Source organism: Sneathiella sp. (assembly GCF_047631475.1).
Classification (GTDB): domain Bacteria; phylum Pseudomonadota; class Alphaproteobacteria; order Sneathiellales; family Sneathiellaceae; genus Sneathiella.
This window is the reverse complement of record NZ_JBLHZT010000005.1, coordinates 1-26,006: the sequence shown is the minus strand read 5'-3', so window position 1 is coordinate 26,006 and position 26,006 is coordinate 1. Positions and strand designations below refer to the sequence as shown.

Here is a 26,006-nt window from a genome sequence, read left to right as displayed (position 1 = left end):
GCTTGACCGACAGGAATGAGAAGCTTTAGTCCACACTAGTGGTCTGTTTATTGTGGAGAAACCGCCTGAATGCCTTCTGATATGCCCAAATCCATCAAATCCTGTTGGATCATTACCGATGGAAGCGCGGGAATGGAGAATCAGTGCGTTGGTTTAGCGGAAGCCATGGAAGTCCCATTTCTGGTAAAACGCATCAAAACAGCCAAACCCTGGAAATGGCTTCCACCTCAACTTTGGTTGGCACCCTTGCGTTTTCTCAAGAAAGACGGAGATCTGGCAACCCCTCCTTGGCCCGATCTTGTCATATCCTGCGGCCGACAAGCCATCCCGATCTGTATCGCCGTTCGAAAAGCAAGCCAGAACCAAACCTTTACGGTTCATATTCAGACGCCAAACATTCATCCGTCCTCTTTCGATTTGGTAGTCGTGCCTGAACACGACAAATTGCGCGGGCAAAATGTAGTTGTCAGTATGGGATCCCTCACACGGATCACTGCTGAAAAACTCCACGCCGAAAAACAAAAATTTGATGCTGACCTTCGAGATGTTCATTCCCCTGTTGTGACCGTCTTGGTGGGCGGCCCCAACCGTTGTTATGACGTTACCCCTGAGACGATGGACAAGTTATGCCAACAACTAACCGCGCTTCACAAAAACAGCAATTGTGAATTCCTGGTCACCACCTCCCGGCGCACTGGACCGGAGAACACGGAAAAATTAAAACAGGCTCTCCAGACGCTTCCGCACAAGATGTGGTCGGGCGATGGAGAGAACCCCTATTTTGCTTATCTGGAAAAAGCAGACGCCGTTATCGCGACCTCTGATTCGGTCAACATGATCTGCGAAGCCGCGACAGCGGGCAAACCGGTCTTGATTTTCCCACTTCCCGGCGGCAATCGGAAGTTCAATTTCTTTCATCGATCGATGCAGCAGCAAGGGTTTTGCCGCCCCTTGAGCGACGATCTTACCATTTGGACCCCTCCTGCCCTTTCAGAAACAGTGCGCATCGCAAAGATCGTCCAGGATATATGGCGCACTGATCAGAAATAAGAAGTTCCAATTTTTACCCGCTTGCCCCCTTGCCAGCAGAAGAACGGCATAATACATAATGGCAACTGTCCAAAGTGGGCAAAATGTTTGTCAGGAGTCGTCAGATATGGCTGAAACCCATAAAACCAGTGTTTTGATTATCGGATCCGGCCCTGCCGGTTGTACTGCGGCAATTTACGCGGCGCGGGCTTCCCTCAATCCAATCATGGTGCACGGCATTCAGCCGGGCGGGCAACTTACCATTACAACTGACGTGGAAAACTATCCGGGCTTCGCCGATCCCATTCAAGGTCCCTGGCTGATGGAACAGATGGAAGCTCAGGCAAAAAACGTCGGCACTGTGATCCATAATGATGTCATCACCGCCGTTGATACCTCCAAACGCCCTTATGTGGCGACGGCTGATTCTGGCGCAACCTACATCGCAGAAAGCATCATTATCTCGACAGGCGCGGCAGCAAAATGGCTTGGACTTCCGTCTGAAGAAAAATATATGGGGTTTGGTGTCTCTGCCTGTGCAACCTGTGACGGGTTCTTCTATCGCCAGAAAGAGGTTCTTGTTGTTGGCGGCGGAAACACAGCGGTTGAAGAGGCCCTGTATCTGACCAACCATGCCGACAAGGTAACTATTGTTCACCGCCGGGACCAATTCCGCGCAGAAAAAATTCTAGTCGACCGCCTGCATAAAAATCCAAAAATCGACGTCATCTGGGACCATGTTCTTGAAGAGATTCTGGGTGAAGAAGATCCTTTTGGCGTCGTGGCGGCACGCTTGAAAAACACCAAGACCGGCGAACTCAGAGATATTTCTGTTCATGGCGTCTTCATTGCAATCGGCCATAGCCCAAATACAGACTTGTTTAAAGGCAAGCTGGAGATGGACGATGAAGGGTATTTGATTACCGCCCCTGATTCGACTGCCACCAACCTTCCCGGCATCTATGCCTGCGGCGATGTTCAGGATAAAATCTACCGTCAGGCCGTTACCGCTGCGGGTACAGGTTGCATGGCTGCGTTGGAAGCCGAACGGTTTATTTCTGAGTTGGAAGATGCAGGAGCCAACGCTGCCGCTGAATAGTGCCCCTGCGCACTAATCGGTACTGTCAGCTGTAAAAAGTTAAATAATTGGTAGGTTCTGGGCCTTTATTCTGATTGAATGAGGGTCTGAGACGTCACGTTCGGCATCCGTACTTTATTGGGGGGCAGGTTATGGATTGGGATAAATTGCGCATTTTTCATGCTGTTGCTGAAGCAGGAAGCTTCACACATGCGGGCGAAATGCTCCATTTAAGCCAGTCTGCGGTTAGCCGTCAGGTGAGTGCGCTTGAAGAAAGCGTTAAAACACCTCTTTTTCACCGCCATGCCAGAGGCTTGCTGCTCACAGAGCAAGGTGAAATGCTATATCGGACAGCTCATGAATTTTCAGCCAAACTAGCCATGACAGAAGTCATGCTAACGGACACCAAGGAAAAACCGTCTGGCGAAATCAAAGTGACAGCGACAGTTGGGTTGGGATCAAACTGGCTGACACCCCGCATCCGTGAATTTACCGAGTTATACCCAGACGTCACGGTCAATCTGATCCTGGCTGACCGGGAATTGGACCTGAGCATGCGTGAAGCAGATATCGCTATTCGTTTGCGGGCCCCGGTTCAGCCGGACCTAATCCAGAGGAAGTTAATGGCGGTGCGCCACCATCTCTACGCGTCCCCGGAATATCTGGAAGCAAACGGCACCCCAACCCGGATTGAAGACCTGACCGACTACAATATTTTGGTATATGGCGAAGAAGCTCCGTCCAACATCTCAAATATTAACTGGGTTCTTCATACCCTGCGTGAGTATGACAAAAGCGTTGACCCCGTTTTTAAAGTGAACAATGTCTATGGCTTGCTACTGGCTATTCAAAGTGGCCTTGGTATTGGAAGCCTGCCTGATTACATCGTTCAGGGGCATCAGAATATTGTAAAAGTCCTGCCAGAGATCGAGGGGCCCAGCTTTGATACCTATTATGTGTACCCAGAAGAACTGAGAAAATCGAAAAGAGTGACAATCTTCCGCGATTTTCTCATTCAAAAAGTCGCAGAAACTCCGTTTTAAAGCGTCATTTTTGGCAGGAAACATGGCCCTTGACGGTGCTATGCAGCAAATGCATATCGGATCTGCCAATATTGAACTACTCATTCATGAAATATTTTCGTAAAAACGGGATGTCGATGTCGCTCATGAGCGCATCCAATTCGCGTCAGTCTCCCAACTCTTCGCGAATTGACTGTATGTTCTCTCCCAAGACATACAGATATTCATGCCCTCCCAGGCATGAACCTCCCTGTTAGACTTGCCAACCTCTTTTGAGGTTGGCTTTTTTTTGCTCATTTTGCTGCGTCGCAACCAGTTTATTTTTACGCAAATGCCTTATAAATAGCCAAAAAATATAGAGTTGCAGAGAATGCATAGGTGCACTGCAAAATAAATAGTGGTTTTTTTTGAGCAGTTGCATATATTTCAATCATCAGCGCTGCACTGCAGCAATGATCGAGTATCAACCTCATATTGTTGGTGCTCCCGTTACTTGTTTTCCTCCCAGTTGCAAGTAACGATATGTCATCTCTGGATGACATACCTCCCTGTTAGACTTGCCAGCCTCTTTTGGGGCTGGCCTTTTTTTGCCCGACATATGCGACTAACGCATAGCAGGCATGCATTTTCATCAAATCAAAAACATCCGTCGCTACCTATATGTAGGATAGGGCAAGGTCGTTCCCCAATGCGGGTTTGCCTCACCGGGTTAGTCCGGTATTTGGCGATCAACATCTCCCAAGTAGATCGCCCCCTGCTTTTAGCAGGACCTCCCTGTTAGACTTGCCAGCCTCTTTAAGGGGCTGGCGTTTTTTTTCCAAAGAAAAAGCCCGCAAAAAACGGGCTACTTCAGATCGTTGCTAAGTCAATTTGTTACATAAACAAACGCTCGCTCCCTAAGCCTTTATAGAGAGAAGCAACCTCGTTTGCATATCCGTTATAGAGAAGGGTCGGAATACGCTTACCAGTTTCGAGGTCCCGTTCTGTTGCCTGTGACCAGCGCGGGTGACGGACTTCAGGATTTACATTGGCCCAAAAACCATATTCGCGGCTATTCAGCTTTTCCCAGAAGGTTTCCGGACGCTTGTCTGTAAAATGGAATCGCACAATAGATTTAATCTGCTTAAAACCATATTTCCACGGAACCGCCAAACGAAGCGGCGCGCCGTTCTGTTTTGGCATCGGTTTGCCATACATGCCTGTCACCATAAACGCCAGCTCATGGGTTGCTTCGGCAAGAGTAAGGGCTTCTGTATAAGGCCAAGGATACCAAAACTGCTTCTGACCAGAGGCCACCGATTTATCTTCAAATGTCTGCATTACCAAGTATTTAGCCGACGCCTTAGGGGCTGCCAATTTCACAAGCTCGCTCAGTTGAAAGCCGCTCCATGGCACGACCATTGACCATGCCTCGACACAACGGTGGCGATAGACCCGCTCTTCTAAAGGCATCTTTGCCAGAAGATCATCTATACCGATTTCCATCTCCGTTTCGACCATGCCGTCGATCTTGACTGTCCAAGGCCGAATTTTTAGCGCCTGTGCCGCTTTGGATATATTTTTGTGAGATCCAAATTCATAGAAATTATTATAGGTCGTCGAAATTTCTTCAGGCGTAATGGGACGTCCGCCGACAAATGCATCATTCCTGGGCACAGGATATAACGCTGCACTCGGATCAGTTTCAGCAGCGCCCGGTATGCCGGGGAACGCAAGACTGGAGCCTCCTGCGATCAATCCACCAATCCCCATCATCTTCAGCAGGTGTCGCCGATTTAAAAAGACATCTTCCGATGTCGCCCTGTTTTCGCTGATTTCCCAGCCTTGTTTGTTCCTGATAAGCATGCGGCCCTTTGCCCTCCAGATATCATATGAGATATTTAGACTAACAAATGGATCATCAGGGGCTTAAACTCAAGTCAACTGTCTGTGAGACGTAAGTGAGCAAACAGACGTTATCCTTGCAGCTAATGCTTCTCAGAAGAGTGGGACTGAATGACCTTATCTGCAATATGACCCGTCAATTCCTGCAAATGGTCATACTCATACCGAAACGTGCCAACACCCGACGTTGCAGATCGCAAATCGACAATTAAATCCTGCAGTTCGCTTTCTGGCATCATGGCGGTCAACACGTCCCACCCCACCCAGCCTTCTTTTGCATCAAAGGCCAAGATCTGTCCGCGGCGTGAACTTACAATCCCGTTTACCCTGGACGTATATTCACTGGGCATCGATATTTCGACCTTGTAGACCGGCTCCAGCAATACTGGCGAGCATTTGGGCATACCCTCGGTCATAGCAATTCGGGCCGCCGAACGAAACGAGTTTTCAGAACTATCGACAGAATGGTGCTGTCCATCAAACAGGGTCACTGCAATATCAACCACCGGAAACCCGAGCGGGCCTTCAATAAGCGATTCTTTCACACCATTTTCAACAGCGGGTATATATTGCTTGGGAACCGATCCGCCGACGACCTTTTCCTCGAACAAGAACCCGGACCCTCTTGGCAGCGGATTTATCTCGATCTGAACATCCCCAAATTGTCCATGCCCGCCGCTTTGTTTTCTGTAGCGCGCATGTTGCACAACTTTTTTGCGAATTGCTTCTTTGTAAGCGACCTTTGGCTTCCGGGACGCAACGTTCAGTCCATACTTGTTGCGCAGTCGTTCCAGCGCGACCCGCAAATGAATTTCCCCCTGTCCCTTTAATAATAATTCCTGTGTTTCCTGCTTATGCTCTGCAATCAGCGAAGGGTCTTCCTCAACCAGCTTGTTCAAAGCTGCGGACAATTTCACATCGTCATCCCGGTTATCAGAATACAGAGCATAATTATAAACGGGGGTCAAAATTTCGGTCGGCTCTACAGACTGCTGATCACTCGCTTGCAGAAAGTCGCCCGTATGCAGGTCGTCCATGCGACCAAGCGCCACCACTTCTCCTGCAACAACGGATGTTACTTTTGTAGGTTTACTCCCCTGCAACTTGAACATGCCACCTATCCGACCCTTCTCAAAACTATCCCCGTCATTCAACTGACCTGACCAAACCCGGACCAAAGACAGTTTTCCGCCCTGTGCACTCATATAAGTTTTTAAAACCTGTGCAACCGGCTGCCCATCTTCTCTATGAAGACCTGCCCGCTTCGCAGTAGTCGCCGCTGCGGGTACTTCATGGCGCAATGCCTTAAGCAGCCTGCGAACACCAAAGCCTTGTTCTGCCGACCCTAGAAAGACGGGCAGGACAAATCCTTTTTGCAAGTCTTCGCTCAATAAATCATAAATTTCGTCTTTTTCCGGCTCGATATCCTCTAATAATTCTTCCATCAGATGATCGTCAAAATCTGCCAGAGTTTCCAGCATCGTGAAACGCGAGCTCCCCTCCTCCTCTGCCATGTCCGGGGGCATATCGATAACGGTGGAAGGCTTTCCTTCCTTGTAAACATATGCGCGCTCAGACGCGAGATCCACATAACCGGTGGCGATCCCATCTTTGACAATGGGAACCTGCCGCAAGACTAGATCACGATTTGAAATCGACTCCAACGCCTGGAACAGATCGCTCACCGTGCCATAGGCCGTATCGATTTTGTTCACAAAGATGAAGGTTGGAATTTCTCTCCCTTCCAAAAATTTCATCAAAGGGAGTAGTGTGACAGATCGGTCCTCTACAGGTTCGCACACGATAATTGCCGCATCGACACCAACAAGAACATTTTCACTCTCTTGCAAAAACTCAATTGAACCGGGGCAATCCAGAATATAAAAGTCATCCCCCATAAATGAAAAATGAGCGGAGTTTACCTCAACGCTCATTTGCCTGTCCCGCGCCTCTTTCGACGCGTCTCCAACTGTTGTCCCCTTGGAAATACTGCCTTTCCGGTCCACCTCCTTGCAAATATGCAAAATTGTTTCCAGTAACGTTGTCTTCCCACTTGAATAGGGACCTATCAGCGCAATGCTGCGAGGCCCCGTTGGCTTGATTGAGCTCATACCATGCCTCCCTATTCTTTAGACTCTTCTAATGTTCTTAACTTCAGAAGAAGAAGCAAGTAGAATCTCGACAGGGTTCTAGGAGCTTGGAGACATGCTCTTTTCTCCGTCAGGTCAAAGATGCTTACCTTTATGCCTGTGGCCAAAAACGGAAAAAGGCAGCCGAATCAACGGCTGCCTTTTAAACTTCGGACAATTCGGGTTGCTTAAACCAGACTTGCGCAGAATTTTTGAATACGGGTACAGGCTTCTGTCAGTGCCTCTGTTGAAGTTGCATAAGAAGCCCGGAAATAAGGAGACAGACCAAACGCTTCACCATGCACAACAGCGACGCCTTCGGCTTCCAGCAATTCACTTACAAAATCCAGATCATTTTCAATGACCTTCCCAGACGGTGTTTTCTTACCAATACAGCCGGCAACCGACGGATAAACGTAAAAGGCACCTTCGGGCATAGGACAAAGAATACCCTCAGCCGCATTCAGCATGTCGACAACCAGATTGCGACGTTCCTCAAAAACTTTTGCGCGACTGGCAAGGAAATCCTGAGGGCCGTTCAACGCTTCAACCGACGCATATTGACTGATCGAACAAGGGTTTGACGTACTTTGTGATTGAACCTTGGCCATTGCTTTGATCAGGACTTGCGGTCCTGCAGCATAGCCAATCCGCCAACCGGTCATTGAATAAGCTTTGGAAACGCCGTTCATTGTCAGCGTCCGATCATACAGCTTTGGCTCTACCTGAGCTGGTGTCACGAACTTAAAATCATCATAGACCAGATGCTCGTACATATCGTCCGTCAGGATCCATACATGCGGATAACGCACAAGAACGTCTGTCAGCTCTTTTAGCTCTTCTGCTGTATATCCCGCACCGGATGGATTGCTGGGTGAATTAAAGATCAGCCATTTGGTTTTTGGTGTGATCGCTGCTTCAAGATCAGCAGCCTTCATTTTAAAACTGTTTTCAACGGTTGTTTCTACGAAAACCGGCTCACCACCGCCCAACAGGACCATATCCGGGTATGAAACCCAATAAGGTGCAGGAATAAGGACCTCATCGCCAGGATTTAGCGTCGCGACCATGGCATTGTAAATAATCTGCTTTCCGCCGCTGCCAACAGTAACCTGTGAAGGCTCGTAATCCAGTCCGTTCTCGCGCTTGAATTTTGCGCAGATCGCCTGCTTCAATTCAGGAATACCGTCAACCGCCGTGTACTTCGTTTTGCCTTCATCAATTGCGTTTTTTCCGGCCGTTTTAATATTGTCCGGCGTATCAAAATCAGGCTCACCTGCGCCAAGACCAATAACGTCGCGACCAGCTGCTCGTAATTCTGCTGCTTTGGTAGTAACAGCAATTGTCGGGGATGGTTTAATTCGCCCCAGACTTTCCGCAATGATAGACATAACCTTTTCTCTCAATTTTAAGTGTGAAATTCACAATGGCTCCCATAGCCTTGGCCAAGCTACGCCTGTCCGCAAAAGGTTTCAACGATTAAGCCGAGACAGACCCCAGATAATTGCACTTTTCGTCAAAACTGTCGTGAACTGTAACCGGTTAGTCACTTTCACCGAAGAAAAGATCAAATCTCAGTCAGTTCGTCTGGTGTTGACATGAAGCGTCCCGGATCTGTCGCTGCCTCTGACATAAGCCAATCACGGAACGCGACAAAACGTGGTCGTTCAACCATATCTTCCGGGCAGACAACGAAATAGGCATGTCCCGCCTTCAACTCCTGCTCAAAAGGTTTGACCAGAACCCCCGATGCCAAAAGGTCAGCGGCCAACGTACTGCGGCCCAGCGCGACTCCTTGCCCCGTTATTGCCGCTGTCAGCACCATGGACGAATCATTGAAACTTAACCCCTTGCGAGGGTCGACCCCTTTTACATTCGCAGCGTAAAGCCAGGTTTCCCAATCAACCCGCAGATCATCATGCAACAGATTATGATGTACAAGATCTTCAGGCGTGTTCAGAGGATGCTTTCCTTCCAGCAGGCTCGGGCTGCAAACCGGAAACAGGCTATCTTCGGTCAATAATTTTTCAACATGCAGCCCCGGATAATTTCCGCTGCCATACCGGATAACCAGATCGACAGGCTCCTTGGAGAAATCCGTAATTGTATCGGTTGCAGAAATCATCACATCAATATCCGGGTGCAATTCCCGAAACCTTCCGATGCGAGGCAATAGCCATCGGGCGGCAAAGGACGGCAATGTACTGACGGTCAGGGCTCCGGACACCTCCTGTTTCATCAGTTTTTCAGTTGCATCGTTAATCGCAAACAAGCCTTCTCGAATGCCGACGACATAGGACTGTCCCTCGTCCGTCAAAATCACAACACGGTTCATTCTTCTAAAAAGAGGAACCCCCAGCCATTCTTCCAAGGCTTTTATCTGATGACTGATGGCTGCCGGGGTGACAGACAGCTCGTCGGCGGCCTTTGAAAAGCTTAGATATTTTGCTGCGGCTTCAAACGCCCGCAATGCATTTAGAGGCGGCAACCGCATTGGCCCTCCCTTTCAGATTAGAAATTCTAACAAAGACTATTAGAAAGTATCGTTTGAAACCAACCTTTTTTTATTCCATATACAGATCATCGAAAAAGCACAGAGTTTTTTCTCATCGCTCCATCAAACTGTAAGAAAGGAGTCATCATTATGTCAATGAAAACACTATACGCCGGGCATTCCAACAATTTCGGTTTCGACTCAAAGGCCCAGAAATCTGGACCACTTGCAGCTTTGACACGAACAGTTATCGGATGGCAAGAGCGCGCTTCAATGCGTTATCAGCTCGCCGCCCTTAATGAAGAAAATTTGAACGATATGGGATTGTCATTTGAAGAAGTTTCTAAAGAAACAAACAAATACTTCTGGCAAGACTAAGATTTCCCAAGCCATCTGGAGCCAACTTAAAATTCCTTCCTGTCTTTTAGTTTCTCCGGATGGCACCCAGCCTTTCCTCTCCGTATATTTTACAATTTAATTTTTGTTCCACTGCTCTTTTGAATTGGCAATTGACCATTCTCGGCTTATATACAGCCCATGGAAAACGAGAACAAAACTGCAACATCAGAGACTTTTCTCCCTCATCGTCCCGAACGACCTGAAAAAACGCAGGGCGGCATCCCCTTTGAAGTCGTCTCAGAATATGAACCCGCAGGCGATCAGCCGAAAGCCATTGGCGAACTGGTCTCCGGTATTGAAGAGCTTGACAAAGATCAGGTTCTGCTTGGTGTTACAGGGTCAGGAAAAACCTTCACAATGGCCAAGGTGATTGAAAAGGTTCAACGTCCTACGCTTATTCTCGCACACAATAAAACACTGGCCGCTCAGCTATATGGCGAAATGAAGTCGTTCTTCCCCAATAATGCTGTCGAATATTTTGTCTCTTATTATGACTATTACCAGCCAGAGGCCTATGTCCCGCGCACGGACACCTATATCGAAAAAGATGCATCCGTAAACGAACAGATTGACCGGCTTCGACATTCAGCGACGCGGGCCCTGCTGGAACGGGATGATGTTATTATCGTTGCCTCGGTTTCCTGCATATACGGTATCGGGTCCGTAGAGACTTATAGCGAAATGACCCTCACCATCAAAAAGGGGGAAATGCTGAACAGGCAGGACCTGTTAAAAAGACTTGTCGAGATACAGTATCGCAGGAACGATGCCAGTTTTACCCGAGGTACATTTCGGGTACGCGGTGACACCGTCGAAATTTTTCCGGCCCACTTGGAAGATCGTGCTTGGCGTTTATCCCTATTTGGCGATGAGCTTGAAAGTATCACCGAATTTGACCCCCTTACCGGAGAAAAAACCGGAAAGCTGGATGAAATCCGTATTTACGCGAATAGCCACTATGTGACGCCAAAACCGACATTGCGACAGGCGCAACAGAAAATTCGGGCTGAACTAAAAGAACGACTGGCTGAGTTTGAAGAGCAAAACAAACTGTTGGAAGCGCAACGGCTTGAACAGCGCACCACCTTCGATCTGGAGATGATGGAAGCCACCGGTGCGTGCGCTGGCATTGAAAATTACTCCCGCTACCTTTCAGGCCGCAACCCTGGAGATCCGCCCCCCACACTTTTCGAATATCTTCCGGACAACGCCATGATAATGGTGGATGAAAGTCACGTTACCGTCAGTCAAATCGGCGCGATGTATAAAGGCGATGCCCGGCGCAAATCAACATTGTCCGAGTATGGTTTCAGATTACCATCCTGCAAGGATAACCGGCCTCTTAAATTCGAAGAATGGGACCTGATGCGCCCCCAGTCAATTTTCGTCTCTGCCACACCTGGAAAATGGGAACTTGAACGCACCGGCGGCACCTATGCGGAACAGGTAATTCGGCCGACCGGGCTAACTGATCCTGATTGCTTTATCCGCCCTGTCGAAAGTCAGGTTGACGATCTAATGGCGGAATGCCGCGAATGCGCAAAAAAAGGGGAGCGCGTACTGGTCACGACCCTCACCAAGAAAATGGCCGAAGACCTGACCGAATATTTTCATGAAAACGGGATTAAGGTACGATATCTGCATTCAGACATTGATACGCTGGAGCGCATCGAAATTATCCGTGATCTGCGGCTTGGTGCGTTTGATGTTCTTGTTGGCATTAACCTGCTCCGGGAAGGCCTGGACATTCCGGAATGTGCATTGGTTGCAATATTGGACGCGGATAAAGAAGGGTTCCTGCGGTCAGAAACTTCGCTTATTCAAACAATAGGACGGGCAGCCCGACATGTTGACGGCCGTGTTATCCTCTATGCCGATAAAATGACAGGCAGCATGGAACGCGCCTTAAGCGAGACTAAACGCCGTAAAGACAAACAGGAAGCCTATAATGCTGAACACGGCATTACCCCACAATCTGTCCGCAAAAATATTGGCGACATCATGGAAAGCGTTTACGAGCAGGACCACCATGATTTGGATATTGGCCTTGAAGACAAAAACAATATGGTGGGCCATAACCTGTCGGCACATATCGAAGATCTAGAGAAAAAGATGAAAACGGCAGCCGCTGACCTTGAATTTGAAGAAGCCGCCCGTCTTCGAGATGAAATCAAAAAACTACAGGACAGGGAACTTGGTATCGGTGCACCGCGCAGCGGGAAACCGCAAGGCCGTTCACGGGCAGGAAAATCAGGCAGCGGTCATATCCTTGGCGGTCGTTCAAGCAGCGGAAAACGGAAATAAGCCGATCCGTCTTTCCCTGTTACTGCTGGGCCTGCCGGGCTTCTACATTGGCTTTGATGTTGGCAAGCGATATAGCCGCCTCTTCGTTCATGGCTTTGTTGGCCGCTTCTGTTATCGATTTTGGACGATCAGGGTTGGACACAATACGGGTATAGAGGCTGCGACCATCATCCAACGACACCACCGTATAGGTAATTAGAATTGGCCCTGTGAAAGGTGTGCTGGTTTCGCATTTCCACACATACGGATGCTCCCGTTTTGTCACTTTCCACTTTAATTGAGCTGGCCCTGTTCGGGTTTGCCATTGTTCAATAAAGGTATCCCCCTCTTCCAATGGCCGGTCCGGGCTGTCCATTTCGTGAGAGGCTGCAATCCATTCCGGCCATGAATTTGGATTGGAAACATAATCCAGGACCGCCCCCGCTGGCGCATCAATGATAATCTCATGGGAAAAATAGGACGTAACTTTTTCTGTCATGCCGTTTCCTTTTTATGTTTCTTTTTGTGGCGCAGTCCTTAGTTTTAATTTCATGGTGTATGGATACCTCGTTAAATTCAAGAAAATTTCGGGTTTCTTCTCACTTGTGATGGAAAAACCAACTTAACAAAGGGCGCATAATGCGGAAATCTTGGTTGCTCAGCTTTCTTGTAATCTTTATCGGGATCATCGTTTCGGATGCCTCCCATGCGCGGTATAATGAGCCTGAAAACTGCACCGAAATTCCCTTTGGCAGTGGGCGGCTCTTTTCGATAACCAAACCCGGCTTACCCAAAAGCTATGCCTTTGGAACGATGCATTCTGGTGACCCTAAAATCATGCAAATGCCGGGCCTCATTTTACAGGCATTTAACGCAGTCAATACCCTTGTTGTCGAAATTTCGCTGGCAGATAGCAATCCCCAGAAAAGCATGAGTATGATGTTTCGGAAACCGCCCTATAGCCTTAAAAGAACCATTGGCGCCAGCCGCTTTTCCCAGCTCGAACAGATAATGGCCAGTTACAAAATTCCGCCAGAGCTGCTTGATAAAATGGAGATTTGGGCCGCTGCAACAATCGTCGGGCAACCGCCAGAAAAAATCAAAGGTTCAAACAACGAAATAAAGTATCTAGACAAAGAACTGGAAAAAATGGCCCGCGTGCAAAAAAAGCAGGTTCTGTCTCTTGAAACCATAACGGAACAGCTCTCCTTATTTGCTGACCAGCCTGAGAACCTACAAATCGAAATTCTGGACGAGGCAATTCAGGATCATGTGACCCTGGAGGAAGAGTTGGGCCGTATGACGGATTATTATATCAGGGGCAAAACGGGTTGGATTTATTGCCGGATGATCAACCAAATGAAAGGAAGCAGCCGCGCCCTTAATGATTTCATTCGCCGAACACTTCTTGTCGATCGCAATTTTACAATGGTCGAACGCATCAAAAATATCTTGCCGAGAGGCGGTATTTTTATCGCCGTTGGTGCCTTGCATATGCCGGGAGAAAAGGGGATTCTTTCGATGCTGCAAAAAGAAGGCTATACGGTAACCCGAGTATATTGATGCTAATTAGTGTGCTTTCCCATGCACATTTTTACCACTATTTCCAAATTTGTTGGCTTTCCCCCTTTTACTGCCTAAAAGGCATGTCTATATATCACCAATCAAATTCGTATTGTATCAAGCGTTGTAAAGGGCACCACATGAACCGCCAAGAAGGTAGATATCCTGTATGATGTATCTTCAAGTAGCGGCTGGATTGGTCATTTTGCTCATTTGTGGTGAACTTCTCGTACGGGGCGCTGTTGCCCTTGCAGAACAATTTGGCATTTCCAAGCTTATTATTGGTTTTACAATTGTCGCCTTTGGCACATCCGCGCCTGAACTGGTGGTCTGCATTAATGCAGCACTGGAAGGGGCCCCCGGTATCGCCTTTGGTAACGTTGTCGGAAGCAATATCGCCAACGTTCTGTTAGTCCTTGGCGTTCCTGCTCTCATCTACCCTTTGGCCTGCGACAACCAATCCGCGATGCGCGACAGCATCATAATGATCGGCGGTTCAATCTTGTTCGCAATACTCGCCTGGACCGGCTTTATCGGATTTTGGCAAGGTGCCATATTGGTCGCTGCGCTGGCGTTCGTCATTTTTCTTGCCTATCGCAGAGCCAAGGAGACGGGCGAAGACAGTGCGGATGACGCGCTTGAAGAATATGAAGAGAACATGCCGAAAAGCAAATGGATGAGCTTTCTGTTCATCTTCATCGGTTTGATTGGTTTGGTTGCGGGCTCTCGCTTGCTTGTCGATGGTGCCGTTATGATTGCAACCGCGGCAGGTGTTTCAGAAGAAATTATTGGTCTGACACTTGTTGCTTTGGGAACGTCCTTACCCGAACTAGCAACATCCCTGATTGCAGCTTTTCGCCGGCATGGTGATGTGGCTATCGGAAATGTTCTTGGCTCTAACCTGTTTAACATCACAGGCATCATTGGAGCCACGGCGATCATCAAGCCCATGGAAGCGCCGTCTCAGATCCTCCATTTTGACCTCAACATCATGCTTATCACTTCGGCAAGCCTGATCTTTATCTTCTGGACACGTAAACCTGTCGGTCGGGTCCTTGGAGCTGTTTTCTGCATCGCGTATCTTGCCTACATCTCCGCTCAGTTTCTGGGGATGTCGGGTGTTCATTCTGTCGCGATGATGTCATAATCACACCAGCATTTGGAACAGGCGCACGCAAAAGAAGGACAGCCTCCGGACATGGAAAAAAATGTTCTTATAACGGGTAGCAGTCAACGTATCGGACGTTCTATTGCAATCCGCCTCGCTAAAGCCGGTTGGAATATTGCTCTTCATTACCATCGTTCAGAAGCTCAGGCCGCTGATCTCGTTCGGACAATTGAAGATCTTGGCCAAAAAGCCATCCCGATCCAGGGGGATTTAACCTCCTTCGACGCACCACAATTCATCATGGACCAAGCAAGCGAACAGCTTGGGTCCATTACAGCATTGATCAATAACGCCTCGCTGTTTGAACATGATGACTTGGCGACGATCACAGAAAGCAGTTACCATGACCATCTGGCTGTCAACCTAACCGCACCGGTTCTTTTAACAAAAGCCTTTGCCGCGCAGATAAACGGCGGCACAGGGAATATTGTTAACATCATTGACCAGCGCGTGCAGAATTTGAGACCGGGCTTTTTATCCTATACATTGGCTAAATCTGCCTTATGGACACTCACGCAAACCTCCGCGATGGAACTTGCGCCCACAATACGGGTAAATGCCATTGGTCCGGGGCCGACACTGGCTAATAAAAGACAGTCAGCGGCGAAATTTAAACAGCAGTGCGAAGCTGTCCCGCTAGAGTATGGGCCAACACCAGACGAAATCGCCGATGGGGTCTTGTTTTTAGTGAACAGCCCGTCCATTACTGGCGATATTATTATGATGGATGGCGGGCAACATTTGCCCACGTCCCGCGCGGAAGAGGATTAGGCGAATGACCCAGATTGAACCCAGTAAAATCAGTGCCCTCCCGCGCGCAGAACCCGCAGAAAGAACACACCAGATATTTATCCGTGACTACCTGATCGACATGCAAATTGGTGTTTACGAACACGAGCAGGGCATAACCCAACCGGTCCGACTGAATGTGGACCTTACTGTGACCGACCATTTGGGCCCGATGAACGATGATTATCATAATGTTGTCTGCTACGAGACGCTGGCAAAAGCCATCCATGCCTATGCCTTGAAAGAACATATCAACCTGGTTGAGACACTTGCAGAAGGCGTTGCAGACATCTGCCTTGAACATCAGCGTGTCATTAATGCCAAGGTCAAAGTCGAAAAACTGACGGCAGTTGCAAACACGGCCAGTGTCGGTATCGAAATTAACCGGTCAAAGCACCTAAATCGCTGAAAATAGCTCGAAATTCGTGATTCGATGATTATCAAGCATTGCAGTTGTGCACAGCAAAAAAAAGCAATGCTAAAAAATGTTGATTTTAAAAAAAAATATTGAAGGAACAGGCTCAGGCGGCCTTGACAACAATAAATATCAATAAAAACAATAGCTTAAATAATTGCACAAAAAATAGGCAATGAGTTGAAACCCTAGGTATAGAGTGAGATACAGCACGATGTCATCAGGTTACACACAAAGTTATCCACAACTTCGGTGGATAGTGTAAAAAAACTGTAAAACAGTTAACCTGCAGGTAGAATTCGAACTCTAATGTTTGTTTTCTTTAAGGGGTTTAGAGCATTTTATTCAGGGTTATCGTTCGGAAAGCCCTCCAAAGTGAAGACAAAAAGTAGTCAGAAAATGGAAGAATCGAAGCTTGGAAATCTCGAATCGCCGTTCCAAAGAGGCGCAAAGGTCATCCAGAAGTTTTTGAAGACACTCCCCTCTTCTCCCGGGGTGTACCGAATGATCGATGCGGACGATCAAATCCTGTATGTCGGCAAAGCCAAGAACCTCAAAAACCGGGTAACAAGCTATACAAAATCCAACGGTCAATCGTCGCGCATTTTGCGCATGGTGTCCCTCACCCATGCCATGGAGTTTGTCTCAACCCATACGGAAGTGGAAGCCCTTCTCCTTGAAGCCAACCTGATCAAAAAACTAAAGCCGCGCTACAATATCATTTTGCGCGACGACAAATCGTTTCCCTATATCCTGATCACGGGCGATCACGAATGGCCCCAAATCACCAAGCATCGCGGAAGTCGGTCTCGCAAGGGCGAATATTTTGGGCCGTTTGCTTCTGCAGGCGCGGTTAACGAAACGCTGGCAACATTCCAACGCCTGTTCCCGCTCAGATCCTGTACAGATTCTGATTTCCAGTCCCGGACGCGTCCCTGCCTGCAATATCAAATCAAAAGATGTTCCGCCCCGTGCGTTGATCGTATTTCACATGAAGATTATGACGTTGTCGTTGCCGAAGCCAGAGCCTTCCTTTCGGGCAAAAGTCATTCCATTCAGCAGCAACTTGCAGATAAAATGCAGCAGGCAAGTGACAATCTGGATTTCGAACAGGCCGCCGTTCTTCGAGATCGCCTAAAGGCAATGGCGCATATCCAGTCCAAGCAAACCATTAATCTAAGCAATGTTGACGAAGTCGATGTTGTGGCGGCCCATCAGGAGGGCGGGCAAACCTGCGTTCAGATCTTTTTCATTCGTTCCGGACAAAATCTGGGCAACAGGGCGCATTATCCATCCCATACCAAAGAGGCCACACCAGCAGATGTTATCAGTGCCTTTTTGAGCCAGTTCTATGATAGCAGACCCGCACCAAAAAATATTTGGGTGAGCCACGAATTGGAGGAGAGCAGCCTGCTTGAGGAAGCCCTATCCATTGCAGCAGAAAAGAAAATTTCCATTTCAACACCGAAGCGGGGCGAGAAAAAGGAAATGCTGGATCACGCGATTTTCAATGCAAAAGGGGCTCTCTCCCGGAAAATGGCCGAAAACGCATCTCAGAAGAAACACCTGCAGGCAGTTGGTGAGTTGTTCGAAATGCCCCATCCTCCCAAACGAATTGAGGTTTACGACAATAGTCACATTTCCGGCACCCATCAGGTGGGCGGCATGGTGGTTGCGGGCGAGGAAGGTTTTGTTAAAAAGGCCTATCGAAAATTCAACATTAAAAATGCTGATCTCGCGCCGGGTGACGATTATGGAATGATGCGTGAAGTCCTGACGCGACGCTTTACCCGTTTGCAAAAAGAAGACCCCGACAAAATTGGGGAAGGATCCGGCTCCCGCGAGCAATGGCCTGACCTCGTTTTAATCGACGGCGGACAAGGACAATTAAGCGCCGCACTGGATGTATTTAAAGAACGACAAATAAAAGACGTGACTTTGGTCGGTATTGCAAAGGGACCTGACCGAAATGCCGGGCGAGAACGGTTTTTCATGGAAGGAAAAGCCCCTTTCTCCTTACCTGAAAAGGACCCTACTCTTTATTTTCTTCAACGCTTGCGTGACGAAGTACATCATTTTGCCATCACGACCCATCGGGCAAAACGATCTAAGGCAATTGGTAAATCACCATTGGATGAAATTCCGGGGATCGGCGGCAAACGGAAGAAAGCTTTGCTGAACAGATTTGGCTCTGCAAAGGGCGTCGAAGGGGCGGCCCTTGCCGACTTGGAAGGCGTTGAAGGGATATCCTCAGCACTGGCACAATCCATCTTTGATTTTTTCCATGAAGAAAGATGAATTGCGGCCTTTAATTCCGAGCAGCCTGTCCTTATACTGACGCCAATTCAACACCGTCAACATATGTCAGGATAATTCGGATATGTTGTTTAGTCTTCCCAACATTCTGACCTTATCCAGAATAGTTGTTATTCCGCTCTTACTTGCGGCCTTTTACCTTCCGGGTAAGGCATCAAGCTGGGTTCCGCTTGTCCTTTTTATCGCGGCAGGCATTACCGATTTTTTCGACGGCTATTTTGCACGCAGAAACCGCCAGACGTCCAACCTTGGTCGTTTTTTGGATCCGGTTGCCGACAAACTTCTTGTCGCCGCCGTTTTACTATTTCTTGTGGGGGTCGACCGTATCGCTGGCCTAGCCCTAATCCCCGCTGTGATTATTCTTTGCCGGGAAATTATGGTTTCTGGTTTGCGTGAATATCTGGCTGAACTACGTGTGGGCATGCCTGTTAGCAAACTGGCCAAATGGAAAACGGCTTCTCAGATTTTGGCCCTGTGCTTTCTTTTGGGAGGGCCCGCCGTTCAAGAGGATTTCGACGCTTTGCTGACCGGTGAAATTCTTTTATGGATTGCCGGTATACTGACCGTTTGGACGGGGTATGATTACCTGAACCTAGGATTAAAACACATGATTGAGCGTGACGAGGATGGTCAATGAAAATAATTGGCATTTCCGGATGGAGTGGAAACGGTAAAACCACTCTCCTTGAACGACTGATCCCTTCTCTCATGTCAAAGGGCTATAGCGTCTCAACGCTCAAACATGCCCATCATCATTTTGACATCGACAAGCCGGGAAAAGACTCTTTTCGGCACAGGGAAGCCGGGGCAACGGAGGTTTTGATTTCGTCGTCAAACCGTTGGGCTCTCATGCATGAAAACCGGGATGGTCAGGAAGCCGACATGGTAAGCCTGATTGCCCAAATGACTCCTGTTGATATTTTGCTGGTTGAAGGCTTCAAATCTGAGAATTTCCCAAAAATTGAAGTTTGGAGAGAGGAAAGTGACGCACCGCCTCTTCACCTGAAGGATGAAACCGTCGTTGCTGTTGCAACAGATAGTGGCACATTAAAAACGGATCTTCCTCTTCTAGATCTAAACGATGAGGATGCCGTTGCAGAATTTATTATACAAAAATTCATGACAAAGGCCTGAATAATGCCTCGCCTGCCGAATGACTGCTTTGCAAACTCTGCTGATATGATCTCTGTAGATCAGGCGCGGGAACAGATTGCCAAGGTCGCAAAAACATGCACTGACATTGAACAGGTTTCGATCGACAAGGCGGGCTTCAGAATTCTGGGCGAAGACATCATTGCCAATATGGATGTCCCACCGGCAGGGAATTCAGCAGTTGATGGCTACGCATTTTCGTATACCAGTTACCAAGACAGCAGAACCCTGGAGTGTGTTGGAAGAAGCGCTGCTGGCGCTCCCTTCTCGGGTTCTGTTCAAAAAGGGGAGTGTATCCAGATTTTTACGGGCGCCCTGTTACCCGCTGGATGCAATACGATTGCGATGGTCGAGGATGTAACCGTTCGCGGCAAAAGGGTCTTTTTCCCTGAAGGCTTGAAGGACGGGGCAAACCACAGAAAAGCAGGGGAAGACCTTAAAAAAGGGAGCCTGATACTCAAGGCCGGTACACGTTTGAGGCCACAGGAACTGGGTCAACTCGCATCAATCGGGATATGCGACATACCAGTTCATACAAAATTGAAGGTTGGCCTTTTTTCAACAGGCGACGAATTGTGCAATCCAGGCGATGCTCATAAGCCCGGCTCTATTTTTGATACAAACCGCTTCATGATCCGAACCCTCCTCGAAAATTACGGCTGCAGTATTCAGGATTACGGCATACTGGAAGACAAACTTGCCACAGTCAAAGATGCGCTTGCCAAAGCTGCGGATGAGTGTGATTTACTTCTGACGTCGGGCGGCGTCTCAATGGGCGACGAAGATCACGTCAAGGCTGCTGTAGAAGCGACGGGCAATCTCCACTTTTGGCGGATTGCCATAAAACCTGGACGTCCTCTTGCTATGGGTCAGGTCAAAAGCACGGCCTTTGTGGGCCTCCCGGGAAATCCCGTAGCCGCCCTCGTCTGTGCCCTACAATTTGTTCGCCCCCTTATCACAGGCCTCTCGGGACTGAACATGATGGATGCGGCTTTACCTGTCTTTGGCAAAAGCAGTTTTCTGATGGATAAAAAGCCCGGACGTACAGAATGGTTGCGAGGACGCTACCGGATAAACGAACAGAACGAGCCTGTTATTGACAAATATTCTCAAGATGGATCCGGTATCATTTCGTCTCTAACATGGGCCAACGGCCTGATAGAACTTGGCGAAGATGTGAACAGGGTGGAGCCTGGCAATATGATACGCTTCTATCCGTTTACGGAGTTATTTAAATGAAAATTTTGTATTTCGCATGGCTTAGAAGCAAGCTTGGTATGGCTGAGGAAACCATCACTCTGCCCTCTGACGTCACGACACTGTATCAACTGGTCGGTCACCTGAAATCGCGTGGTCCCGCTTTTGCCGAAGTCTTTGATGATCTGGATGTCATTCGCATCGCCGTTGATCAGGAATATGTGACAACGGATATTCCTTTGGCAGATGCTTCTGAAATCGCGTTCTTTCCCCCCGTTACAGGAGGGTAGAAATGGTCATTGTCCAACATGATATTTTTGATACCGGAGAAATTCTGAGAAAAGCGGTCGAAAATAGAACCGATATTGGGGCTGTTGTGACATTTACCGGTCTGGTGCGTGATTTTAATGAAGGCGCGGCCGTTCGCACGCTCACTCTGGAACATTATCCGGGAATGACGGAACGAGAATTGGAGAAGATCGAAACCGAAGCACGCAGTCGTTGGGATCTTCAGGAATGCATCCTTGTCCACCGCTATGGAAAAATGGAGCTTGCCGAACCCATCGTTCTTGTCCTGACAGCCTCCAAACACCGTCAGGATGCTTTTGAAGCCGCGCAGTTCTTAATGGATTGGCTTAAAACAAAGGCACCGTTTTGGAAACTTGAAGCTGGCGAAGACGGAACAGAAGACTGGGTCAGTGAACGACAAAGTGATCATACGGCCGCCGACCGCTGGAAGTAACAGAACGCTACCTCCAGCTGTCTTCCATAACGCTTTTATTGCCGTTTTTGACGCTTGCTAATCCACTCAGCTGCCAAACGATTGGCTTCTGCTATCTGCACCGGGCTCATGCTTTGAACAAGAATGGCGTTCATCTTTTTTGCACTTCCCTTGCCGCGCGCTGCTGAAATCAAAGACCATTTAAGGGCCTCAATATCAGTCCGCCCATTGGAAATTTCTGCTTTTGCTGCGGGTGTATCAAGCGGAACCCGGTTAGCAGCGGCAACAATCTCGGTAATCACCGTCGCATCCAATCCATTTGTAAGAACGGGTACAGAAACTTTTGGCGAAGTCGCCTTGGCAACCACGGAAGCCTGTTTCGGTGCGGTAGTATTCGCGGCAGGAACTTTCGTTGCCGGTGTGGGTGTCGCTGCTTTTACTGCGGGGGCCTTAGCAGGAGTATTCTTTATAGTTGGTGCTTGTGCGGACTGCGCGGTAACGGTTGGCGTCTTTACAGCGGGTTGCGTTTGTACCGGCGCGGACATAGCTGTGTTCGAGGCCGCGTCTGTTTTACTCGCAAGGCTCTGGCTCGGAACAGCTTCAACAACTGGTGTCGGGGCCGCTTTGGCAACAGGCTTGCTGAGCGCCGTTGTTGCAGCCGGACTGGCTTGAACAGTTGGCTGGGCGGCGGCCACTGTGGCTGAAGTCTGGCCTGCAACAGGCTGGGTAGGGGATGCCTGAGGGACAACAATAGCGCCCCCACTGCTTTTTGCCTGTAACTCGGCAAGGCGTGCACGCGCGTCGTTTATTTGACGCTGCTTATCCTGTTCAGCCTGCAACGCCGCAAGGCGTTCTTCTTCTTCACGGCGGCGCTGTTCGATCAAGGCGCGTCTTTTGGTTTCTTCTGCCTTTTCCTGCGCGGCTTTAATTGCGGCCTGCCTGCTTTCCCGCTCTAACTGATCCGCAAGTTGTGCATCCGCTTTGCGCTGTTCGGCTAAATCTCTCTGGCGCTGTGCCCGTGCAGCCGAGGCTTTGCGCTCGACCTCCAACTGGGCTTTTCGGTCCGCTTCCAGTTTCGCTTTGGCGGCCTGATACTCGGCCTCACTCCGACCAATATTTTTCCGGAACCACTTGCCGAAGATCTGAATTGCCTGTTCGTTACCTGCGTCGATTTGACCTGCGGTCATAATCGGTTTGATCCGGGAAATGGCTTGTTCTGCTTGCGGCGCTCCTTGAGCGGCGGCCAAACGGTACCAGCCATAGGCTGCACTTAAGTCCTTAGGAAAGCCCTCAACGCCTTTTTCAAACAGCAGACCCAAATTATATTGTGAATTGAGATCGCCTTGAGACGCCTCATTGGACCAGAGTTCAACAGCCAGAGAAAAATTGTTTTTGTTATAAGCGTCCAAACCTGACTGAAAATCCGCCCATGCCTGTCCGGCTGTGAGAAGAGCTAACCCTACAACAAATCCAACTCGCTTCATTATCTTTCCCGTGCGCCTCCGCGAACCTTAAAAGGTTACGCATTCCATATGTCCAAGTTGCGGCCCAAATGACCACTTCCCATGCATACCGTGATTGCACGTTATTATAAAGGAAAATCAAACCGCCAACAAAAAAGCCGCTGCACAAAGTCAGCGGCTTTAAAAATGTCATAGCGGTATGATTATGCGGCCACTTTTCGACGAACGCAGTTTTCGTAGTCTTCGATCAATGTCTGACAAATTGTACCCGGCGTGAATTTATAATCATTGATTGCCCCTACGGGGGTTACTTCTGCAGCCGTACCGGTCAGGAAACATTCTTCAAAATCAGCCATTTCTTCGGGCATGATGATCCGTTCGACGACTTCAATACCCCTTGCTTTAGCAAGATCAATCACAGTGCGCCGGGTAATCCCATCCAGAAAACAATCAGGTGTAGGAGTATGCAAAACACCATCTTTGGTGAAGAAAATATTTGCGCCGGTTGCCTCTGCAATGCGACCGCGATAATCCAGCATCACCGCATCATCAAATCCATCAGATTCTGCTTTATGCTTACTCAACGTACAAATCATGTAAAGACCCGCCGCCTTGGACTGTGTTGGAATGGTATCTGGTGACGGCCTGCGCCAATCAGAAATCTGCAGCCGGATCCCTTTCATCCGCGCTTCCGGGTCAAAATAACTAGGCCATACCCACGCCGCGACAGCAAAGTTGATTTTATTCTGCTGTGCCGAAACACCCATCATTTCAGATCCGCGCCATGCGACAGGCCGCAAGTATCCGTCCACAATGTTATTGGCGTGCATTGTATCAAGGCAGGCCTGATTAATTTCATCAACCGTCAAGCCAAGATCAAAACCCAGAATATTTGCAGATTTGATCAAGCGTTCGCTATGTTCAGTTAATTTAAAAATTTCACCGTCATAGACCCGTTCCCCTTCAAACACACTACTGGCATAATGCAATCCATGAGTGAGGACGTGGACATTGGCATCTCGCCAATCGACCAATTCTCCGTTAAACCAGATAAAGCCGTCCCGTTCGGCAAAGGAGGTGGTATCCATTTTTATACACCTTGAGTTATAATATATCGTTTTATAGCATTAATTGTTCGATTATTACTCATCGAATTCGGTTTTGGTAACATTATGAGAAAAATAAGTCAACATGACTGACGTAAAATCTGGAACAAACCCTTTATTTTTGAGGGAAGAAGAACTCAGACAATGTGCAGAACTGCTTTTTTTCGCGTATCGCGACTTTACAGCAGGTCCTGATGAGATTCTTAAAGACTATAATTTTGGGCGGGCCCATCACCGCGTTATCCATTTCGTGGGCAGCAACCCTGGAATCACAGTATCCGAACTTCTGGATATCCTGCGCATTACCAAGCAAAGTCTAAGCAGGGTTTTGAACGCGCTTGTTGAAAGAGAGTTTATTCATCAAAAACCGGGGGTTACCGACCGACGTCAACGTCTTCTTTACTTGACGGAGGAAGGTAAAAAACTGGAACAGAAAATCAGTGCGGTTCAACAAAAGCAGGTCGCCAAAGCATTTCGAGAGGCTGGAGGCGATGCGGTCGCCGGGTATCGGAAAGTCCTGGAAGGCCTGATTGACGAAGACGATCGCGAACAGGCACTGAAACGAATACAGAAAAAATAAGGTTACGGATGTCTTCCCCTATGATCGATAATGCGTCTCATATTCTTGTCGTCGATGACGATGCCCGGCTGGCCTCTTTGCTGAAGCAGTATCTGTCCGATAATGGATACCGGGTCACTGTGGCAGAATCGGCCGATATTGCGCGACAGAAAATGAAGGGGCTGACCTTTGATTTGATGGTTCTGGATCGCATGATGCCCGGTGAAGATGGGTTATCACTGGCAAAATCAATTCGTGCCGATCAAATTGCGTCCAAAACCAAGCCGATTTTGATGCTAACAGCCATGGCCGACTCTTCTGACAGGATCGATGGATTGGAAGCAGGCGTTGACGATTATCTTACAAAACCGTTCGAACCCAGAGAGCTTCTGCTGCGCATCGAAGCAATCTTGCGACGCGCCAAGATTGAGACAAACAGCCGAATTGTTTTTGGCGACTTTTCATTTGATCTGACAAAAAGCGAGCTGACACAAGACGGAACCATTGTCAATTTAACCTCCAGTGAGCAGATCCTCTTAAAAACATTAGCGGAAACACCAGGCGTTCCCATTTCACGGGATAACCTGTCCTTATCCAGTGGCGCGCAAGGGCGAGCCGTCGATGTGCAGATCACGCGCCTGAGACGGAAAATTGAAGAAGACCCCAAATTACCGCGTTACTTACAAACCGTCCGCGGCGAAGGATATGTTTTATGGGCAGACTAGGGTCTAAAATTAAAAACGAAGCCTGGCTTTTATCGACGTTCTTCAGGTTGTTGAAACGACTGATGCCAAATACAATGTTTGGCCGTTCACTGCTGATCGTTGTCCTGCCGATTATTCTGCTGCAGGTATTGGTAACCTATATTTTCTATGAACGTCACTGGGATAACGTTGCCCGCAGATTGGCTCAGGGTGTTGCAGGTGAAGTTGCGGCTGTCATCTCGCTGACCGATCGGTTTCCAGGCCCTGAAGCCCGAGCCAGCATCCTGACAATAGCCCGGGACCAAATGCGTCTTGCCATTTCTTTTGAAGAAAACGGGCAACTGGATGATTCTGAAATACAGAGGGAACATTCCGGTTTTCTCGATCGTCAACTTGCCAGGGCTCTTCAGGAAAGTCTGCCGGCCCGCAATTTCACACTCACCAGCAACGAAAAACTGGAAAGTGTCGTCATCCGCCTTCAGTTGCCCAATGATATCCTGCAAATTGTCGTGCGGGATAAACGGCTTTTCTCATC

Annotated in this window: 23 protein-coding genes and 2 pseudogenes; 18 read left to right on the top strand and 7 right to left on the bottom strand. The window is 48.5% G+C overall.

Features of this window, described 5'->3' with window-relative positions:
* The first annotated feature begins 69 nt into the window (after positions 1–69).
* From ACJAYR_RS03150 to ACJAYR_RS03140, 3 genes are all read left to right on the top strand, one after another.
* On the top strand, positions 70–1,050 hold the full coding sequence (locus ACJAYR_RS03150; protein ID WP_415235253.1) for a mitochondrial fission ELM1 family protein: 981 nt from the start codon (positions 70–72) through the stop codon (positions 1,048–1,050).
* 106 nt (positions 1,051–1,156) lie between these two features.
* On the top strand, positions 1,157–2,128 hold the full coding sequence (trxB, locus tag ACJAYR_RS03145; RefSeq protein ID WP_415235252.1) for a thioredoxin-disulfide reductase: 972 nt from the start codon (positions 1,157–1,159) through the stop codon (positions 2,126–2,128).
* 131 nt (positions 2,129–2,259) lie between these two features.
* The gene (locus ACJAYR_RS03140) at positions 2,260–3,150 is read left to right on the top strand and encodes a LysR family transcriptional regulator (RefSeq protein WP_169543030.1); all 891 of its coding nucleotides are present in this window, start codon (positions 2,260–2,262) and stop codon (positions 3,148–3,150) included.
* 852 nt (positions 3,151–4,002) lie between these two features.
* On the opposite strand, the gene msrP is transcribed toward ACJAYR_RS03140, so the two are convergent.
* The 4 genes from msrP to ACJAYR_RS03120 all read right to left on the bottom strand — a co-directional run bounded on the left by msrP (position 4,003) and on the right by ACJAYR_RS03120 (position 9,636).
* A complete protein-coding gene (gene msrP, locus ACJAYR_RS03135; protein ID WP_415235251.1) occupies positions 4,003–4,974 on the bottom strand; it encodes a protein-methionine-sulfoxide reductase catalytic subunit MsrP in 972 nt (323 codons plus the stop codon).
* Between the two features lie 122 nt (positions 4,975–5,096).
* On the bottom strand, positions 5,097–7,124 hold the full coding sequence (locus ACJAYR_RS03130; RefSeq protein ID WP_415235250.1) for an elongation factor G: 2,028 nt from the start codon (positions 7,122–7,124) through the stop codon (positions 5,097–5,099).
* 206 nt (positions 7,125–7,330) lie between these two features.
* Entirely contained in the window at positions 7,331–8,533 is a 1,203-nt protein-coding gene (locus ACJAYR_RS03125) for a pyridoxal phosphate-dependent aminotransferase (RefSeq protein ID WP_415235249.1), read from the bottom strand.
* A gap of 176 nt (positions 8,534–8,709) precedes the next feature.
* Entirely contained in the window at positions 8,710–9,636 is a 927-nt protein-coding gene (locus ACJAYR_RS03120; RefSeq protein ID WP_415235248.1) for a transcriptional regulator GcvA, read from the bottom strand.
* A 150-nt stretch (positions 9,637–9,786) separates the two neighbouring features.
* Here ACJAYR_RS03120 and ACJAYR_RS03115 point away from each other — a divergent pair, with 150 nt between their 5' ends.
* Complete coding sequence (locus ACJAYR_RS03115) at positions 9,787–10,014, top strand: DUF1127 domain-containing protein (RefSeq protein ID WP_415235247.1); 228 nt, start codon at positions 9,787–9,789, stop codon at positions 10,012–10,014.
* A 189-nt stretch (positions 10,015–10,203) separates the two neighbouring features.
* A pseudogene (uvrB, locus tag ACJAYR_RS03110) lies at positions 10,204–12,327 on the top strand (excinuclease ABC subunit UvrB); the annotation flags it as partial.
* A 31-nt stretch (positions 12,328–12,358) separates the two neighbouring features.
* Here uvrB and ACJAYR_RS03105 read toward each other — a convergent pair.
* Entirely contained in the window at positions 12,359–12,817 is a 459-nt protein-coding gene (locus ACJAYR_RS03105) for an SRPBCC family protein (RefSeq protein ID WP_415235246.1), read from the bottom strand.
* Between the two features lie 140 nt (positions 12,818–12,957).
* Between ACJAYR_RS03105 and ACJAYR_RS03100 the strand changes: the two genes are divergently transcribed.
* From ACJAYR_RS03100 to ACJAYR_RS03055, 10 genes are all read left to right on the top strand, one after another.
* Positions 12,958–13,881 (top strand): TraB/GumN family protein, encoded by a 924-nt coding sequence (locus ACJAYR_RS03100; RefSeq protein WP_415235245.1) that lies wholly within the window; start codon positions 12,958–12,960, stop codon positions 13,879–13,881.
* A 169-nt stretch (positions 13,882–14,050) separates the two neighbouring features.
* On the top strand, positions 14,051–15,028 hold the full coding sequence (locus ACJAYR_RS03095) for a calcium/sodium antiporter (RefSeq protein ID WP_415235244.1): 978 nt from the start codon (positions 14,051–14,053) through the stop codon (positions 15,026–15,028).
* 51 nt (positions 15,029–15,079) lie between these two features.
* Positions 15,080–15,820 carry an SDR family oxidoreductase gene (locus ACJAYR_RS03090; protein WP_415235243.1) on the top strand — a complete coding sequence of 247 codons (741 nt, stop codon included), beginning with the start codon at positions 15,080–15,082 and terminating at the stop codon, positions 15,818–15,820.
* Positions 15,821–15,824: 4 nt separating this feature from the next.
* Positions 15,825–16,247 (top strand): dihydroneopterin aldolase, encoded by a 423-nt coding sequence (folB, locus tag ACJAYR_RS03085; protein WP_415235242.1) that lies wholly within the window; start codon positions 15,825–15,827, stop codon positions 16,245–16,247.
* 405 nt (positions 16,248–16,652) lie between these two features.
* Positions 16,653–18,551 carry an excinuclease ABC subunit UvrC gene (uvrC, locus tag ACJAYR_RS03080; protein ID WP_415235334.1) on the top strand — a complete coding sequence of 633 codons (1,899 nt, stop codon included), beginning with the start codon at positions 16,653–16,655 and terminating at the stop codon, positions 18,549–18,551.
* An 82-nt stretch (positions 18,552–18,633) separates the two neighbouring features.
* Complete coding sequence (gene pgsA, locus ACJAYR_RS03075; RefSeq protein ID WP_169543042.1) at positions 18,634–19,206, top strand: CDP-diacylglycerol--glycerol-3-phosphate 3-phosphatidyltransferase; 573 nt, start codon at positions 18,634–18,636, stop codon at positions 19,204–19,206.
* Positions 19,203–19,703: a molybdopterin-guanine dinucleotide biosynthesis protein B gene (mobB, locus tag ACJAYR_RS03070; protein WP_415235241.1), complete on the top strand. Its 501-nt coding sequence runs from the start codon at positions 19,203–19,205 to the stop codon at positions 19,701–19,703. Before pgsA ends, mobB begins: the two co-directional genes overlap by 4 nt.
* Before the next feature lie 3 nt (positions 19,704–19,706).
* Entirely contained in the window at positions 19,707–20,960 is a 1,254-nt protein-coding gene (glp, locus tag ACJAYR_RS03065; protein WP_415235240.1) for a gephyrin-like molybdotransferase Glp, read from the top strand.
* The gene (moaD, locus tag ACJAYR_RS03060; protein WP_415235239.1) at positions 20,957–21,208 is read left to right on the top strand and encodes a molybdopterin converting factor subunit 1; all 252 of its coding nucleotides are present in this window, start codon (positions 20,957–20,959) and stop codon (positions 21,206–21,208) included. Before glp ends, moaD begins: the two co-directional genes overlap by 4 nt.
* Positions 21,209–21,210: 2 nt before the next feature.
* Positions 21,211–21,660, top strand: a complete 450-nt coding sequence (locus tag ACJAYR_RS03055) for a molybdenum cofactor biosynthesis protein MoaE (RefSeq protein WP_415235238.1) — start codon at positions 21,211–21,213, stop codon at positions 21,658–21,660.
* A 35-nt stretch (positions 21,661–21,695) separates the two neighbouring features.
* Here ACJAYR_RS03055 and ACJAYR_RS03050 read toward each other — a convergent pair whose 3' ends face one another.
* Positions 21,696–23,123: a hypothetical protein gene (locus ACJAYR_RS03050; protein ID WP_415235237.1), complete on the bottom strand. Its 1,428-nt coding sequence runs from the start codon at positions 23,121–23,123 to the stop codon at positions 21,696–21,698.
* Positions 23,124–23,305: 182 nt separating this feature from the next.
* Complete coding sequence (locus ACJAYR_RS03045; protein WP_415235236.1) at positions 23,306–24,190, bottom strand: branched-chain amino acid aminotransferase; 885 nt, start codon at positions 24,188–24,190, stop codon at positions 23,306–23,308.
* Positions 24,191–24,293: 103 nt separating this feature from the next.
* Between ACJAYR_RS03045 and ACJAYR_RS03040 the strand changes: the two genes are divergently transcribed.
* The 3 genes and pseudogenes from ACJAYR_RS03040 to ACJAYR_RS03030 form a co-directional block, all read left to right on the top strand.
* Complete coding sequence (locus ACJAYR_RS03040) at positions 24,294–24,788, top strand: MarR family winged helix-turn-helix transcriptional regulator (protein ID WP_169543049.1); 495 nt, start codon at positions 24,294–24,296, stop codon at positions 24,786–24,788.
* A 20-nt stretch (positions 24,789–24,808) separates the two neighbouring features.
* On the top strand, positions 24,809–25,492 hold the full coding sequence (locus ACJAYR_RS03035) for a response regulator (protein WP_415235235.1): 684 nt from the start codon (positions 24,809–24,811) through the stop codon (positions 25,490–25,492).
* Positions 25,480–26,006 (top strand): annotated as a pseudogene (locus tag ACJAYR_RS03030) (two-component sensor histidine kinase); the annotation flags it as partial. The gene ACJAYR_RS03035 and the pseudogene ACJAYR_RS03030, both read left to right, overlap by 13 nt.

What these genes read in the sequence shown, in the direction of transcription:
- ACJAYR_RS03150 (WP_415235253.1), top strand. Translation starts at nt 70, where the DNA reads ATGCCTTCTGATATGCCCAAATCCATCAAATCCTGTTGGATCATTACC.
- trxB (WP_415235252.1), top strand. Translation starts at nt 1,157, where the DNA reads ATGGCTGAAACCCATAAAACCAGTGTTTTGATTATCGGATCCGGCCCT.
- ACJAYR_RS03140 (WP_169543030.1), top strand. Translation starts at nt 2,260, where the DNA reads ATGGATTGGGATAAATTGCGCATTTTTCATGCTGTTGCTGAAGCAGGA.
- msrP (WP_415235251.1), bottom strand. Translation starts at nt 4,974, where the DNA reads ATGCTTATCAGGAACAAACAAGGCTGGGAAATCAGCGAAAACAGGGCG.
- ACJAYR_RS03130 (WP_415235250.1), bottom strand. Translation starts at nt 7,124, where the DNA reads ATGAGCTCAATCAAGCCAACGGGGCCTCGCAGCATTGCGCTGATAGGT.
- ACJAYR_RS03125 (WP_415235249.1), bottom strand. Translation starts at nt 8,533, where the DNA reads ATGTCTATCATTGCGGAAAGTCTGGGGCGAATTAAACCATCCCCGACA.
- ACJAYR_RS03120 (WP_415235248.1), bottom strand. Translation starts at nt 9,636, where the DNA reads ATGCGGTTGCCGCCTCTAAATGCATTGCGGGCGTTTGAAGCCGCAGCA.
- ACJAYR_RS03115 (WP_415235247.1), top strand. Translation starts at nt 9,787, where the DNA reads ATGTCAATGAAAACACTATACGCCGGGCATTCCAACAATTTCGGTTTC.
- ACJAYR_RS03105 (WP_415235246.1), bottom strand. Translation starts at nt 12,817, where the DNA reads ATGACAGAAAAAGTTACGTCCTATTTTTCCCATGAGATTATCATTGAT.
- ACJAYR_RS03100 (WP_415235245.1), top strand. Translation starts at nt 12,958, where the DNA reads ATGCGGAAATCTTGGTTGCTCAGCTTTCTTGTAATCTTTATCGGGATC.
- ACJAYR_RS03095 (WP_415235244.1), top strand. Translation starts at nt 14,051, where the DNA reads ATGATGTATCTTCAAGTAGCGGCTGGATTGGTCATTTTGCTCATTTGT.
- ACJAYR_RS03090 (WP_415235243.1), top strand. Translation starts at nt 15,080, where the DNA reads ATGGAAAAAAATGTTCTTATAACGGGTAGCAGTCAACGTATCGGACGT.
- folB (WP_415235242.1), top strand. Translation starts at nt 15,825, where the DNA reads ATGACCCAGATTGAACCCAGTAAAATCAGTGCCCTCCCGCGCGCAGAA.
- uvrC (WP_415235334.1), top strand. Translation starts at nt 16,653, where the DNA reads ATGGAAGAATCGAAGCTTGGAAATCTCGAATCGCCGTTCCAAAGAGGC.
- pgsA (WP_169543042.1), top strand. Translation starts at nt 18,634, where the DNA reads ATGTTGTTTAGTCTTCCCAACATTCTGACCTTATCCAGAATAGTTGTT.
- mobB (WP_415235241.1), top strand. Translation starts at nt 19,203, where the DNA reads ATGAAAATAATTGGCATTTCCGGATGGAGTGGAAACGGTAAAACCACT.
- glp (WP_415235240.1), top strand. Translation starts at nt 19,707, where the DNA reads ATGCCTCGCCTGCCGAATGACTGCTTTGCAAACTCTGCTGATATGATC.
- moaD (WP_415235239.1), top strand. Translation starts at nt 20,957, where the DNA reads ATGAAAATTTTGTATTTCGCATGGCTTAGAAGCAAGCTTGGTATGGCT.
- ACJAYR_RS03055 (WP_415235238.1), top strand. Translation starts at nt 21,211, where the DNA reads ATGGTCATTGTCCAACATGATATTTTTGATACCGGAGAAATTCTGAGA.
- ACJAYR_RS03050 (WP_415235237.1), bottom strand. Translation starts at nt 23,123, where the DNA reads ATGAAGCGAGTTGGATTTGTTGTAGGGTTAGCTCTTCTCACAGCCGGA.
- ACJAYR_RS03045 (WP_415235236.1), bottom strand. Translation starts at nt 24,190, where the DNA reads ATGGATACCACCTCCTTTGCCGAACGGGACGGCTTTATCTGGTTTAAC.
- ACJAYR_RS03040 (WP_169543049.1), top strand. Translation starts at nt 24,294, where the DNA reads ATGACTGACGTAAAATCTGGAACAAACCCTTTATTTTTGAGGGAAGAA.
- ACJAYR_RS03035 (WP_415235235.1), top strand. Translation starts at nt 24,809, where the DNA reads ATGATCGATAATGCGTCTCATATTCTTGTCGTCGATGACGATGCCCGG.